The sequence below is a fragment of the Modestobacter sp. VKM Ac-2985 genome (assembly GCF_026967925.1).
Classification (GTDB): domain Bacteria; phylum Actinomycetota; class Actinomycetes; order Mycobacteriales; family Geodermatophilaceae; genus Modestobacter.
The window spans coordinates 927,402-941,415 of the sequence record NZ_JAPVBI010000002.1 but is presented as its reverse complement, the minus strand read 5'-3'; the positions used below and the strand labels follow the sequence as shown (position 1 = coordinate 941,415).

14 protein-coding genes are annotated in these 14,014 nt (G+C 74.1%); 8 read left to right on the top strand and 6 right to left on the bottom strand.

The features are described from left to right. Positions 1–25: 25 nt before the first annotated feature. The 3 genes from sucC to O2V61_RS13845 form a co-directional block, all read right to left on the bottom strand. Positions 26–1,186 (bottom strand): ADP-forming succinate--CoA ligase subunit beta, encoded by a 1,161-nt coding sequence (sucC, locus tag O2V61_RS13855; protein WP_269183855.1) that lies wholly within the window; start codon positions 1,184–1,186, stop codon positions 26–28. A 104-nt stretch (positions 1,187–1,290) separates the two neighbouring features. Then, positions 1,291–1,701, bottom strand: a complete 411-nt coding sequence (locus tag O2V61_RS13850; protein ID WP_269183854.1) for a cobalamin B12-binding domain-containing protein — start codon at positions 1,699–1,701, stop codon at positions 1,291–1,293. A gap of 34 nt (positions 1,702–1,735) precedes the next feature. After that, positions 1,736–2,791: a hypothetical protein gene (locus O2V61_RS13845; RefSeq protein ID WP_269183853.1), complete on the bottom strand. Its 1,056-nt coding sequence runs from the start codon at positions 2,789–2,791 to the stop codon at positions 1,736–1,738. Positions 2,792–2,954: 163 nt separating this feature from the next. Here O2V61_RS13845 and O2V61_RS13840 point away from each other — a divergent pair, with 163 nt between their 5' ends. From O2V61_RS13840 to O2V61_RS13830, 3 genes are all read left to right on the top strand, one after another. Next, positions 2,955–3,860: an esterase/lipase family protein gene (locus O2V61_RS13840; protein WP_269183852.1), complete on the top strand. Its 906-nt coding sequence runs from the start codon at positions 2,955–2,957 to the stop codon at positions 3,858–3,860. 241 nt (positions 3,861–4,101) lie between these two features. Further along, the gene (locus O2V61_RS13835) at positions 4,102–4,968 is read left to right on the top strand and encodes a M23 family metallopeptidase (protein WP_269183851.1); all 867 of its coding nucleotides are present in this window, start codon (positions 4,102–4,104) and stop codon (positions 4,966–4,968) included. A 157-nt stretch (positions 4,969–5,125) separates the two neighbouring features. Then, positions 5,126–5,326 carry a hypothetical protein gene (locus O2V61_RS13830; RefSeq protein WP_269183850.1) on the top strand — a complete coding sequence of 67 codons (201 nt, stop codon included), beginning with the start codon at positions 5,126–5,128 and terminating at the stop codon, positions 5,324–5,326. On the opposite strand, the gene pcrA is transcribed toward O2V61_RS13830, so the two are convergent. Continuing rightward, complete coding sequence (gene pcrA / locus O2V61_RS13825; RefSeq protein ID WP_269183849.1) at positions 5,316–7,607, bottom strand: DNA helicase PcrA; 2,292 nt, start codon at positions 7,605–7,607, stop codon at positions 5,316–5,318. The two genes, O2V61_RS13830 and pcrA, sit on opposite strands and share 11 nt — an antisense overlap. Positions 7,608–7,878: 271 nt before the next feature. Here pcrA and O2V61_RS13820 point away from each other — a divergent pair, with 271 nt between their 5' ends. The 5 genes from O2V61_RS13820 (at position 7,879) to O2V61_RS13800 (ending at position 12,004) form a co-directional block, all read left to right on the top strand. Continuing rightward, positions 7,879–8,196 carry a chorismate mutase gene (locus tag O2V61_RS13820; protein WP_269183848.1) on the top strand — a complete coding sequence of 106 codons (318 nt, stop codon included), beginning with the start codon at positions 7,879–7,881 and terminating at the stop codon, positions 8,194–8,196. Between the two features lie 103 nt (positions 8,197–8,299). Further along, positions 8,300–8,863, top strand: a complete 564-nt coding sequence (locus O2V61_RS13815; RefSeq protein WP_269183847.1) for a carboxymuconolactone decarboxylase family protein — start codon at positions 8,300–8,302, stop codon at positions 8,861–8,863. Then, positions 8,860–9,774 (top strand): RNA polymerase sigma factor SigJ, encoded by a 915-nt coding sequence (gene sigJ, locus O2V61_RS13810; RefSeq protein WP_269183846.1) that lies wholly within the window; start codon positions 8,860–8,862, stop codon positions 9,772–9,774. Before O2V61_RS13815 ends, sigJ begins: the two co-directional genes overlap by 4 nt. 13 nt (positions 9,775–9,787) lie before the next feature. Then, positions 9,788–10,522, top strand: coding sequence for a PIG-L deacetylase family protein (locus tag O2V61_RS13805; protein ID WP_269184269.1), 735 nt, complete (start codon positions 9,788–9,790; stop codon positions 10,520–10,522). A gap of 111 nt (positions 10,523–10,633) precedes the next feature. Further along, the gene (locus O2V61_RS13800) at positions 10,634–12,004 is read left to right on the top strand and encodes an acetamidase/formamidase family protein (protein ID WP_269183845.1); all 1,371 of its coding nucleotides are present in this window, start codon (positions 10,634–10,636) and stop codon (positions 12,002–12,004) included. A gap of 55 nt (positions 12,005–12,059) precedes the next feature. Here the strand turns inward: O2V61_RS13800 and O2V61_RS13795 are convergent, their stop codons facing one another. Beyond that, positions 12,060–12,731, bottom strand: a complete 672-nt coding sequence (locus tag O2V61_RS13795; protein WP_269183844.1) for a response regulator — start codon at positions 12,729–12,731, stop codon at positions 12,060–12,062. Further along, positions 12,728–13,966: an ATP-binding protein gene (locus O2V61_RS13790; RefSeq protein ID WP_269183843.1), complete on the bottom strand. Its 1,239-nt coding sequence runs from the start codon at positions 13,964–13,966 to the stop codon at positions 12,728–12,730. The genes O2V61_RS13795 and O2V61_RS13790 overlap by 4 nt, the downstream gene beginning before the upstream one ends. Between the last annotated feature and the right edge of the window lie 48 nt (positions 13,967–14,014).

Below are 14,014 nucleotides of genomic sequence, written 5' to 3'. Positions count from 1 at the left end.
GTCCTGTTCTCGGGTGCCGGGGCGATCAGGCGGCGAGTTCGGCGGCGCGGCGGGCGGCGCCGTCCATGGTGTCGACCACGGTCACCAGGGGGTGGGCGGCCTCGGCGAGGATCCGCCGGCCCTCCTCCACGTTGTTGCCGTCCAGCCGCACGACCAGCGGCTTGGTGGCCTCGTCGCCGAGCAGGCCCAGCGCCGAGACGATGCCGTCGGCCACGGCGTCGCAGGCGGTGATCCCGCCGAACACGTTGACGAAGACGCTCTTCACGGCCGGGTCGGACAGGATGACGGCGAGGCCGTCGGCCATCACCTGGGCGGAGGCGCCACCGCCGATGTCGAGGAAGTTGGCCGGGCGGACCCCGCCGAACTCCTCGCCGGCGTAGGCGACGACGTCCAGCGTGCTCATGACCAGGCCGGCGCCGTTGCCGATGATGCCGACCTCGCCCTCCAGCTTGACGTAGTTGAGGCCCTTCTCCTTGGCCGCGGCCTCCAGCGGGTCGGCGGCGGCGACGTCCTCGAGGGCGTCGTGCTCGCCGTGCCGGAAGGAGGCGTTCTCGTCGAGGGTCACCTTGGCGTCCAGGGCGAGGACGGTGCCGTCGGGCGCCTTGGCCAGCGGGTTGATCTCGACCAGGGTGGCGTCCTCCTTGCTGAAGACGTCCCACAGCTGGACGGCGATGGCGATCACCTGGTCGCGCACCTCGGCCGGGAAGCCGGCCGCGTCGACGATCTCGGCGGCCTTCTGCGCGTCGACGCCGACCGAGGCGTCGACGGGGATCCGGGCCAGCGCCTCCGGGCGCTCGACGGCGAGCGTCTCGATCTCCACGCCACCCTCGACCGAGGCCATGGCCAGGAAGGTGCGGTTGGACCGGTCGAGCAGGTAGGAGAAGTAGTACTCCTCGGCGATGTCGCTGGCCTGGGCCACCATCACCTTGTGGGTGATGTGCCCCTTGATGTCCAGCCCGAGGATGTCCTGGGCCCGCGCCTTGGCGCTCTCGGGGTCGTCGGCCAGCTTCACGCCGCCGGCCTTGCCGCGGCCACCGACCTTCACCTGCGCCTTCACGACGACCGGGGCGGAGATCTCGCGGGCGATCGCCTCCGCCTCCTCGGGCGTCTCGGCGACGCCGCCGGGGAGCACGGGCACGCCGTGCGAGGCCAACAGGTCACGGGCCTGGTACTCGAAGAGATCCACGAGCAAGGACCGTAGCCCGCCCCGGTCCGCCTCGCGTCACCTGCCCTCCGTCCGAGGGGGACGTCTCACCCGTCTCTTCCGCCCAGCGGGATCGGAACGTGGGGTCAGGCCTCGGCGGTGGCGCCCACGTGGTCCCGGACCCAGCCCACGATCTCCTCGGTGCTCGCACCGGGGGTGAAGACCCGGGCCACGCCCAGCCGGGACAGCTCGGGCAGGTCGGCCTCGGGGATGATCCCGCCACCGAAGACGACGACGTCGTCGACCCCCCGCTCGCGGAGCAGCTCGGCGAGCCGGCGGAACAGCGTCATGTGCGCGCCGGAGAGCACCGAGAGCCCGACCGCGTCGGCGTCCTCCTGGACGACGGTGTTCACGATCTGCTCGGGCGTCTGGTGGAGCCCGGTGTAGACGACCTCCATGCCCGCGTCACGGAGTGCACGGGCGACGATCTTGGCGCCGCGGTCGTGGCCGTCGAGACCCGGCTTGGCGATCACGACACGGATGCGCTCAGCTGCCACGACCGCGACTCTAGGGGCGCCGGGGTGTCCTACGTCACCCCTGGGCGGGGGAGCCGCGCCGCCCGCGCCAGGCCAACAGCGTGAGCCCGCCCGTACCGAGGGCCAGCAGCAGCAGACCGACACCCGGCACGGTCCACTCCAGGTCCGGGCTGGACCACGCAGCACGGAGCCCGGCCAGGGCGGTGTCCAGCAGGAAGACGGTGACGGCGAGCAGTCCACCGACGGCGGCGAGCCGGGGCCGCAGCGACGGCGCGACGACGGCGGAGAGCACGAGTGCGCCGGCGAGCAGCAACCCGCCCAGCAGGGCCAGCCCGGGTCGCTCCAGCAGCGCCTGCGGCCCCTCCTGCTGCACGACGACCTCCAGGCCGGTCAGCGGATCGGTCACCACCTCGTCCGGGACGTCGGCCGCCGGCGGGGCGAGGGTGAGCACCGCCGCCACGCCGAGGAGCACCGCCACCCCGGCCAGCACCGGGCGCAGCGGGTCCAGCCCGCCACCGTCCTCCATGACCGTGCGACCCCAGGCGGCGAAGGCGGTCAGCCCGGCGAGGACGGCGAGGCCCAGGGCGACGACACCGAGCACCCAGCCTGCGCCGATCTCCACCGAACTGGTGAGCACCAGCTCGCCGGCCAGCACCTCGACCGCCGGGCGGGTGGTCGACCCCTGCCCGCGGTGTAGCTCGATGAGGAGCCGGCCGACCGCCAGCGCACCGGTGACCGCCGCGTAGGCAAGGCCGAACCGCGGCACCCGCCCGAGGAGCAGCCCGGTGCCGACCGCGATCGAGGCGACCGGTGCGACGAGAGCGACGACGGCGTCCAGCGCTCCCTGCACCGGGCTCACCGCCGCCCCCCCGACCACCAGGTAGGTCGGGAAGGCCGCCGCGGCGCCGGCCAGCCCGGCGAGCAGGAGGAGCAACCCGCAGGCCCGGGCCAGCACCGGGACCGGCCCGACGACGAGCCGGTCAGGGGCGGGTGTGGACGGCGAGGTCGCACCGGCCCGGGGCCCTCCGGTGCGGCGGGCCGCGGGGGTGCGCGCCGCACCGGACCGGCCTGGCGTGCCGGTGCGGTCGGTGGCGCGGTCACGGGCGGGCACTGGGGGTCTCCTCGGGATCGAGCTGGCTGGCCACGGACGCGTGTCGTGTGTCGGTTGTGTGACTCTCAACACAACGGGGCATTACGGTCCCCTGAACCGAGCACACCACTGCCCATGGCGCGCCGCCCGGCGCGGTGCCGGGACGGACGGGAGGGAGAGCGGCGTGCAGGTACCCGTTCTGCCCTCCACACCAGCCTGGCACGCCCCGCGCGCGGGAGCAGCGAGCGACGCCCCAGCAGCCCCTCGGCGCACCGGCCTCCGACGACTCGTCTCCCCGGCCGCGATCACCGGCAGCCTCACCGAGCTGGCCTGGGTCGGGGCACACACGCTGCTCTACCCGCTCGGCACCCGCACCGAGCGACTGCGCCCCGACGGGAGCTACCGCCCCCACCCACAGCCGGCCGCCGTCCGCGCACTGTTCGCCGCCGACCCCCTGGCCGCCCGCATCCCCGTCGTCCTGGTCCACGGGCTGGTGGACAACCGGTCGGTGTTCGCGGTGATGCGCCGAGGCCTCCGTCGACGCGGCTTCACCCAGGTCGGCACGTGGAACTACAGCCCGCTGCTGCGGGACGTGGAGAGCGCTGCCGAGGCGCTGGGTCAGCACATCGAGGAGGTCTGCCGGGCCACCGGGCACGACCGGGTGCACGTGGTGGGCCACAGCCTCGGTGGGCTGGTGGCCCGGTACCTCGTGCAGCGCCTGGGCGGCGATGCGCGGGTGGAGTCGCTGGTCACGCTGGGGACGCCACACGGTGGGAGCCGGTGGGCGCACGTCCTGCCCACCCGCCTGGTGCGCCAGCTCCGGCCTGGCTCCGCACTGTTCCAGGAGCTCGCCGCCCCGGCGCCGGCGTGCCGGACCCGGGTGACGGCCGTCTACAGCGACCTGGACCAGATGGTCGTGCCGTCGTCGGCCGGGCGCTGCGACCACCCCGACCTCCAGGCCCGCAACGTCCTCGTGCCGGGCGTGGGGCACATGTCGCTGCCCATCCACCGGGGTGTGGTCGACGAGGTCGCCGCGACCCTGGCCGGCCTGCGGACCGAGGCCGACGACACCCCTGTCGCGGCCGCCTGACCACTTGTCGACACCTGCCAACTGCGGGTGTCGTCACTCATAGCTCTGCGCACCGACACGCGCAGTCAGGTCGTTGGTCGCCCCTGCCGCCCTCCGTAGCGTCGCGAATGACACCGATGGGATTCCCGTCGGCGTCACCGAAACCGCAGTGCCAGCACCAGCCGCTCCCTGCGGCCGGCTGGTGCCCGACGACGCCCGGCTCCCCCCGGCGTGCTGCCCGGGAAGGTGCCCGTTGTCCCGTATGCGAGAACTCGTCGGCCGCACGCAGTCCGCGGTCGTCCCCGTGGCCGCCCCCACCGGCGCCTCCGGCGACTGGACCGACGAGTTCGACGACGACTGGGACTGGGACCGCGAGTGGGCGGCCACCCAGGAGACCGATTCCGGCAGCGCCAACGACACCCCGGCCGAACTCGAGGAGACCCCGCCGAGCTCACCCGGGGCGGCCACGCGGCGCCGCGTCCCCCGACCGCCGCGGCGCCGGGCGCCGGTGCTCCTCGCCGTCGCCGTGGTCGGCGCCCTGGCGACCTCGCTGATGGGCGGCCTCGGCGAACCGGCACCCGCCCCGGTGGCCTCCGGCGTGGACTACGGGCTGGGCCTGACCGACGCCAGCTTCGCCGGCGGCGTGGACGTCGAGGGCGTGCGCGGGGAGATCAGCCAGGCGGAGGCCCAGGCCCGGCTGAGTGAGATCGCCGCCTCGCGAGCAGCCCGCGAGCCGGACTTCGTCGTGCCCACCTCCGGCCGGCTGACCACGTGTTTCTGCCAGCGCTGGGGCACCATGCACTGGGGGCTGGACCTCGCCGCCCCCCTCGGCACGCCGATCTTCGCCGCGGCGGACGGGGTCGTGCTGCGCGCCGGTCCCGCGTCGGGCTACGGCAACGCCGTCTACATCCAGGACGCCGACGGCAACGTCCAGATCTACGGGCACATGCGCTACTACGACGTGTCTGCCGGCGACGTCGTGTCGGCGGGTCAGCAGATCGCCAAGGTCGGCAACCAGGGCCAGTCGACCGGACCGCACCTGCACTTCGAGATCCACCGCGGTGGGATGAACGGCAAGCCGATCGACCCGGAGGCGTGGCTCGCCGAGCGCGGCCTCTCCGTCGGCTGACCCAGGTCGAGGGCCCGGCAGTCACCCGGGTGATCTGGGACCCGGACCGCCGTGTGGCGGTGGGCCGGGCGGGCTTCCACGGCGCACCCGACGACGACAGCATGGTGGAGATCGGCTACGTCGTCGTGCCCGACGTGGCGCCGGCAGGGCCACGCCCGTGCCGCCGTCGAGCAAGCTGCTCGCCCGGGCGGCCGGGGACCCGGCGGTGCGCACCGTCCGGGTGACGATCAGCCCGACCAACACCGCCTCCCGGGCCCTCGCGCTCCCCTACGGCTTCGTGCTGGTCGGTGAGCAGGAGGACGACGAGGACGGTCCGGAGCTGGTCTACGAGCTCCCCGCCGACCAGCTCAGAGCTTGACCAGCGGTGCGTAGCGGAGCACGAGGCGCTTGGTGCCACCGGAGCCGAAGTCGACCGTGGCCTGCGCCTTGTCGCCGGCGCCGTTGATCTCGACCACCGTGCCGAGCCCGAAGGCGTCGTGGCTGACCCGGTCGCCGACGTCGACGCTGATCACCGCCCGGTTGCCCGCCCCACCACGGAGCCCTCCGGTGGACAGGCCGGTCGAGGCGACCCGGGCCTGCGCGGAGCTCATCGGCTTGCTGGGGGCCGGCTCCAGCCGCTCCCAGTGGACGGCGTCGGCCGGCAGCTCGTCGAGGAACCGGGACGGCGGGTTGTAGGCCGGCTGCCCCCAGCTGGTGCGCACGGTGGCGCGGGAGAGGAACAGCCGCTGCCGCGCCCGGGTGATGCCCACGTAGGCCAGTCGCCGCTCCTCCTCCAGCTCCCGCGGGTCACCGAGGGCCCGCAGGTGCGGGAAGACGCCGTCCTCCAGGCCGGTGAGGAAGACCACCGGGAACTCCAGGCCCTTGGCCGTGTGCAGGGTCATCAGCGTCACCACGCCCGCCTCGTCACCGCTGACCGGGATCTGGTCGGCGTCGGCGACCAGCGAGACCTGCTCGAGGAACTCGGTGACCGTGCCCCCGGGGTTGGCCGCCTCGAACTCGGCGGCCACCGAGATCAGCTCGTTGAGGTTGTCGACCCGGCCCTCGTCCTGCGGGTCGGTGCTCGCCTCGAGCTCGGCGAGGTAGCCGGTGCGGTCGAGCACGCTCTCCAGCAGCGCCGCCGGGCCGGAACCGGTCTCGACCAGCTGCTCGAACTCCTCCAGCAGGGCGACGAACTCCTGGATCGCCTTGAGCGAGCGGGTGGCCAGGTCGCCGACCTCCGAGCACCGCCGCAGCGCGCTGGCGAAGGGGATCCGCTCGCGGTCGGCGAACCGCTCGACGCACGCCTCGGCCCGCTCGCCGATGCCGCGCTTGGGGGTGTTCAGCACCCGGCGCAGGCTGACCACGTCGGCCGGGTTGGCGACCACCTTCAGGTAGGCGACCGCGTCCCGGACCTCGCGGCGCTCGTAGAAGCGCACGCCGCCGACCACCTTGTAGGGCATGCCGACCCGGATGAACACCTCCTCGAAGACGCGGGAGGCGTTGTTGGTGCGGTAGAAGATCGCGATGTCGGCCGGCCGGGCCGTGCCCTCGTCGGTGAGCGCGTCGATCTGCTCGGCGACCCAGGCGGCCTCGTCGTGCTCGTTGTCGGCGACGTAGCCCTCGATCAGCTCGCCGTCTCCGGCGTCGGACCACAGGTTCTTCGGCCGGCGGGCGGTGTTGCGGGCGATCACCTGGTTGGCCGCGCGCAGGATCCGCTGGGTGGAGCGGTAGTTCTGCTCCAGCACGATGGTGGTGGCGTCGGGGTAGTCGCGCTCGAACTCGTCGATGTTGCGGATCGTCGCGCCCCGGAAGGCGTAGATCGACTGGTCGGCGTCGCCGACGACGCACAGCTCGGCCGGCGGCACCGGGCCACCGTGCGTGCCGACCAGCTCGCGGACCAGCACGTACTGGGCGTGGTTGGTGTCCTGGTACTCGTCGACCAGCACGTGCCGGAACCGGCGGCGGTAGTGCTCGGCGACGTCGGGGAAGGCCTGGAGCAGGTGCACCGTGGTCATGATCAGGTCGTCGAAGTCCATGGCGTGCGCCTCGCGCAGCCGCCGCTGGTAGAGGGTGTACGCCTCCTTCAGCACCTTCTCCGGTGCCGTCTGCGGGGCGTAGGACTCCTCGTCGACCAGCTCGTTCTTCAGGTTCGACACCTGGTTGGCCAGGCTCCGACCGGGATAGCGCTTGGCGTCGAGGTCCAGGTCGCGGGCGACCATCGTCATCAGCCGGACCGAGTCGCCCTGGTCGTAGATGGTGAACGAGCTCTTCATGCCGAGCTTGCCGGCCTCGGCCCGCAGGATGCGCACGCACATCGAGTGGAACGTGGACACCCACATGGCCCGGGCCCGCGGGCCGACCAGCGCGGCGACCCGCTCCTTCATCTCCCCGGCGGCCTTGTTGGTGAAGGTGATCGCGAGGATCTCGCCGGGCGAGGTGCCGCGGGCGCCGAGCAGGTAGGCGATGCGGTGGGTGAGCACCCGCGTCTTGCCCGAACCCGCACCGGCGACGATGAGCAGCGGGCTGCCCTCGTGCACCGTGGCCTCGCGCTGCGGGCTGTTCAGGCCGGCGAGCATCCGGTCCAGCTCGCGGCCGGTCTGGCCGGCGGTGTGCCGGGGGAGCGCGGCGGTGCCGGGGAGGGTGTGCTGGGGGCTGCTCATGACCCCGCCACTCTAAGCCGGGACACCGACAGGTCCTGGCGGCCCGCGTGTCGGCGGGGTGGTCGGCGGAGTGGTCGGCGATGGCCCGGGACCGTGGGCTGTGGCACACTCCTGGACGTGCTCAGCCCTCGAGAGTTTTCCTACGGCCACCGGGTTCCGGTGTCCGTCTCGGCTGGCTGAACCGCCACCGCACACGACGCCCCGGGCCCACGGCCCCGGGGCGTTTTCCGTCTCCGGGGTCCCGACGGCCTCCTGCACCCCGGAGGAACCGATGAGCACCACCCTCTCCCCCAGCACCGCCCTCTCCCCCAGCACCGACGGCTCGGCCGCGGACACGGCGGCGGACCCCGGGGCGCGGATCGACGCGCTGCGCGGTGAGATCGACGCCTGCGACGCCGAGATCATCGCGCTCGTGCGGCGCCGGCTGTCCATCTCCCAGGAGATCGGCTCGCTGCGCACCGCGAGCGGTGGCATGCGGCTGTCGCTCTCCCGCGAGCAGCGGGTGCTCGCCCGGTTCCGCGACGCCCTCGGCCCCGACGGCTCGACCCTCGGGATGATGCTGCTGCGCCAGGGCCGCGGCCGGCTCTGACGCCGTCCTCCTCGCCCAGCCCCCGTGCGGTCGAGGGCGGATGTCACGTCGGCGGGCGCCGTCCCGTCTCCATGGGCACCGACCGATGGAGAGGACGACGGACATGACCACCGACACCGCCCGCATCCCGCTCGACCCGCCCCGCACCCCGCTGACCCGAGCCGCGGGTTGGTGGTCCCGCCGAACGTTCGGAGCGGTGCTCGACCCGGGCGCGGCGATGGCGCACCACCCGCGCGTGCTGCTCAGCCAGGTCCGCTACGAGAAGAGCGTGGACCGGTGGCGCCGGCTGGACCCGACGCTCAAGGCGCTGGCGGTGATGTCCGCGGCGACCACCATCGGCTGTTCCTGGTGCCTGGACTTCGGCTTCTGGGAGAGCAGTCAGCGCGGGGTGGACCCGGCCAAGCTGCGCGACGTCCCGCGGTGGCGGGACAGCCCGGTGTACAGCGACCTGGAACGACGGGTGATGGCCTACGCGGAGGCCATGACGGCGACCCCACCGCAGGTGACCGACGAGATGGTCGCGGACCTGCGGCGTGACCTGGACGACGCCCAGCTGGTGGAGCTCACGATGATGATCTCCGTGGAGAACTCCCGCTCGCGGACCAACGCCGCCCTCGGGCTGACCAGCCAGGGCTTCCGGGACCGGTGCGGGGTGCCGGGCCGGTGAGCGCCGCCGCCGACCCGTTCGCCGACCACCGCCGACTGCTGTTCTCCGTCGCCTACCAGCTGCTGGGCAGCGTGGCCGACGCCGAGGACGCCGTGCAGGACGCATGGCTGCGCTGGTCGGCAGCCGACCGGGCCGACGTCACCGACCCCCGGGCCTACCTGGTGCAGGTCACCACCCGGCTGGCGCTCGACCGGCTCCGCTCCGCCCGCACCCGGCGGGAGAGCTACGTCGGGCCGTGGCTGCCCGAGCCGCTGCTCACCGGGGGAGACCGGGTCGCCGCGGCACCCGGCCCGGCCGACCCGAGCGAGGTCGCCGAGACCGGGGAGCAGGTGTCCCTGGCGCTGCTGGTCGTGCTGGAGACCCTCTCCCCCGCCGAGCGTGCGGTCTTCGTGCTCCGCGAGGTCTTCGCCCTCCCGGTCGCCGAGGTCGCGGCCGCGCTGGGCCGCAGCGAGTCCGCCGTCCGGCAGATGGCCCACCGGGCACGGGAGCACGTACAGGCCCGTCGTCCCCGGTTCGACACCGACCGCCGTGCCCAGCGGGAGGTGACCGACCGCTTCCTGGCGGCCTGCGCGGGCGGTGACGTCGCGGCGCTGCTGGCGGCGCTGGCCCCCGACGTCGTCCTGGTCAGCGACGGCGGCGGCAAGGCCAAGGCGGCGCTGCGACCGATCACCGGCGCGGAGAAGGTCAGCCGGTTCCTGGTCGGGATCGCCGCGCAGGCCACGGACGTGCCGGACCTGCGGATCGAGGTCGTGGAGGTCAACGGCACCCCGGCGATCGTGGGCTGGAGCGGCGCCGAGCCGTTCCTGACCATGTCGCTCGTCGTCGCCGACGGGCTCATCGAGCAGGTGCTGGTCGTCCGCAACCCCGACAAGCTGCAGGGCCTGGCCGGACGCCCGGGCGCCGCGACCTAGGCTCGCCCGCGTGATGCCGCTGCCCGAGGCCCCTGCCCCGTTCGTCGAGCGCGCCCTGTGCGTGCTCGCCCACCCCGACGACGTCGACTTCGGCAGCGCCGGGACCGTCGCCACCTGGACCGCGGCCGGCACCGAGGTCACGTACTGCATGGTCACCGACGGCGACGCCGGCGGGTTCGACGACACCCCGCGCGAGGAGATGGGGCCGCTGCGGCGGGCGGAGCAGACCGTCGCCGCGGCCGCGGTCGGGGTCAGCGACGTGCGGTTCCTCGGGTACCCCGACGGGCGGCTGGAGCCGACCCTGGAGCTGCGCCGGGACATCAGCCGGGTGATCCGGCAGGTGCGCCCGCAGCGGGTCCTGACCAGTTCACCGGAGCGGTTCTGGGAGCGGATCGGGGCCAGTCACCCCGACCACCTGACCGTCGGCGAGTCCACGCTGCGCGCCGTCTACCCCGACGCCCGCAACCCCTTCGCCTTCCCCGAGCTGCTGGCCGACGAGGGCCTGGAGGCCTGGACGGTGTCGGAGGTGTGGCTGGGCGGCGGGCCCCGCTCGGACCACGCCGTGGACGTGACCGACGTGCTGGACCGCAAGCTCGCCGCGCTCCGCGCGCACGTCAGCCAGGTCTCGCACTGGCCGGAGGGCCAGATGGAGGAGTTCCTGACCGGCTGGATGCGACAGAACGCGCGCACCCACGGCCTGCCCGACGGGCACCTGGCCGAAGCGTTCCAGGTCGTGCACACAGCGTGATTGACATTCGTCCCGACATCGGGCCGGAATGCCCCGGCACTCTCGCCGCACAGCTGTAACACAGCTCACGTAGACCTCTCCCGGTCCGCTCACCAGCACCGGGAGAACACGATGACCGACGCACCGCACGAGGGCCCGGAACCGGCGACTGCCGCTGCCCTGCTGGAGCGCGGGCTCGGCCGCCGCGCCTTCGTCCAGGCCGCCCTGGCCACCGGCGCCGTCATGGCGGCCGGTGTCGCCACCGCCTCGCCTGCGGCGGCCACCGGTGGACGCCGGACCCGGCTGCCCGGGCAGGTCCTGCAGCCCGGCACCGGCCCCATCGACGGGGACGTGTACCTCTCCTCGCGGCCCGACGAGGTGCTGTGGGGCTACCTGCCCCGCACCACCGACGCGCCGGTCGTCCGGATGCGCTCCGGGCAGACGATCACCATCGACACGGTGAGCCACGAGGGGATCCTCGAGGACCAGGGCCGCGACCCGGTGGGGTGGTTCGCCGGTCAGGGCGTGCCCCGCGAGCAGGTGCTGGACGACGCCGTCGCCATCGCCGCCGGCTACAGCCGGCACCCGCGCGACTTCGACGCCGACGGGCCGCACGTCGTCACCGGCCCGGTGTACGTCGAGGGCGCCCGTCCGGGGGACGTGCTCAAGATCGAGCCCCTCTCGGCCCTGCCCCGGGTCCCCTACGGCGTCATCTCCAGCCGGCACGGCAAGGGGGCGCTCGCCGTCCAGTTCTCCCCCGACGACGGGATCAGCCCCGCCGAGGCGATGCCGCAGACGCCGGACGGCCGGGCCACGGGGGACCCGCTGCAGTACGGCAACGTCTCGGTCTTCACCCCGGTCCGGCGGGGGCGTCGCGGGGTGCCCACCGCCCATCTCCCGGTGGGCACCAGGGGTGAGGTCAGCTGGCCGCTGGACCCGTTCGCGGGGCTGATGGCGGTCGCCACGGTCGGTGACGCCCCGCAGCTGAACGACCCGCTGGTGAACTCGATCCCGCCGACCCTCGGCGGCGGCAACATCGACGTCAAGCACCTCAACGTCGGCTCCGCCTTCTACGTGCCGGTGGTCGCCGAGGGGGCGCTGTTCTCCACCGGCGACCCGCACATGTCGATGGGCAACGGCGAGGTGGCCCTCACCGCGATGGAGGGGTCGCTCCGGATCACCTACCGGCTCACCGTCTGCCGCCCGGGCGCGGGCGACGCACCGTCGGTGGCCTTCCGGTACCCCTTCGGGGAGACGCCGGACGCCTGGGTGCCGATCGGGTTGTCCGACCCGGACGGCTCCCGCAACGGGCAGGGCAGTGACCTGGACGTCGCCAGCCGGCGGGCCGTGGTCAACGCGCTGGACTTCCTGGTGGACGACCGGGGGATGGACCGGGCGGTCGCCTACGCCTACCTGTCCGCGGCCGCGGACTTCGAGGTGTCCCAGGTGGTGGACCGCACCGTCGGCGTGCACGGCCTGATCCCGAAGAGCCACTTCTGCTGACGGAGGACCACCTCCTCCTCTGTGCCCGCGAGGGGTGGGAGGAGGTGGTCCTCCCTCAGAGCAGCCGGTTGGTGGCCGCCCAGCGGGTGAGCTCGTTGCGGTTGGACAGCTGCAGCTTGCGCAGCACGTTGGAGGCGTGGGACTCCACCGTCTTCACCGAGATGAACAGCCGGCCGCCGATCTCCCGGTAGGTGTAGCCGCGGGCCAGCAGCTGCATCACCTCCCGCTCGCGGGCGGACAGCAGGTCCAGGCCCGGGTCGGTGGCCGGGTCGTCGGCGGGCGCGGCTGCGGCGGGGCCGGCGGAGAAGGCGTCGAGCACGAACCCGGCCAGCCGGGGGCTGAACACGACGTCGTCCTCGGCGACCCGGCGGACGGCGTCCCGCAGGTCGGCCCCGGAGATCGTCTTGGTCACGTACCCCCGGGCCCCGGCCCGGATGACGGCGATGACGTCCTCGGCCGCGTCGGAGACCGACAGCGCCAGCCAGCGGGTCGCGGGCAGCTCGGTGCGCAGCGACTCCAGGACGGCGTGGCCGCCGCCGCCGGGCAGGTGCACGTCGAGCAGGACGACGTCCGGCGTGCTGGCCCGGATGCCGGCCACCGCGGTGGGGACGTCGGCTGCCTCGCCGACCACCTCGACCTCCTCGCCCAGCTCGGCCCGCACCCCGGCGCGGACCATCGCGTGGTCGTCGACCAGGAAGACCCGGGTGCGCCCCGTCGCGGCCGTCATGCCGGCGCCTCCGTCCGCTCGCGCGGCAGGCAGAGCTCCACCTCGGTCCCCTCTCCCGGTGCGGATCGCACCGTCGCCGTGCCGCCCAGTCGGGTCAGCCGTCCCACCACCGAGTCGCGCAGTCCGCGTCGGTCACCCGGCACGGCGGCCGGGTCGAACCCGGTGCCGCGGTCCCGGACGAACACCGTCACCGCGCCCGGCGTCACCTCGCTGTACAGCGAGACCGACGGCGCACCGGAGTGCTTCGCGGCGTTGACCACCGCCTCCCGGGCAGCCTGGCCCAGGGTGGCCACCGCGTCGTCGACGGGCAGGTCCCCGACGACGACCGGGTCGACGGTGACGGCGTGGTCGGCCTCCACCTCGGCCACCAGCCGGGCGACCAGCCCGGCCCAGGTGCCGCCGGTGGCGACGGTCGGTTCGTACAGCCACGCCCGCAGCTCCCGCTCCTGGCTGCGGGCCAGCCGGCCCACCACCGTGGGGTCGGCCGCGTGCCGCTGGATCAGGGCGAGGGTCTGCAGCACCGAGTCGTGCAGGTGGGCCGCGACCGCGGCGCGCTCCTCCGACCGGATCCGGGCGGCCCGCTCGGTCGCGCGCTGGTCCAGCAGCCGGCGCCACAGCGGGGCGGTCGCCAGCGCCAGGCCGACCAGGATCACCACGGTGGCGGTGAAGCCGTTGCGGGCGTTGGCCAGCTGCCCGGTGGTGACCAGCAGCAGCACCACGCCGATCACGCCGACGAGGACCCCGGCAGCCAGCCCCCAGCGGCTGGTGCGGCGGGAGAGCGAGGCGTCGCTGTCGGTCTGCCGCCAGATCACGGCCAGCCCGATCCCGGCGAGGGCCAGCGGCAGGACGACGTCGTAGCCGCCGAAGGTGAGCAGCTGGGAGACCAGCCCGAAGACGACGAAGGACAGCAGGGCCAGCAGGATCAGCTGGCGGCGGCTGGGGCGCTCCCCGATCACGGCCGTGGGAGCACCGTCGCCGGAGGGGTCGGCGACCGGCATGGTCAGCCAGAGCAACGCGTAGGCGACGACGCCGACCCCGGTGAACGCCAGCCCGATCACGACGAACCGGACCACCAGCGGGTCCAGACGCAGGTGCGCCGCCGTCCCGGCGACCACCCCGGCCAGCAGCCGCCCCGTGGCCGGCCGCACGAGCGGGGGCCGGGCCGGGCGGCCGTCGGGGAGCCGGGCCGTGGACGGGGCGGGATGCCCGGCCGTCGGCTCGGTGCTGGTGGTCACGGTCCCGATGGTGTCACCGCCGCTGCACCACGCACACCGGTGATCACC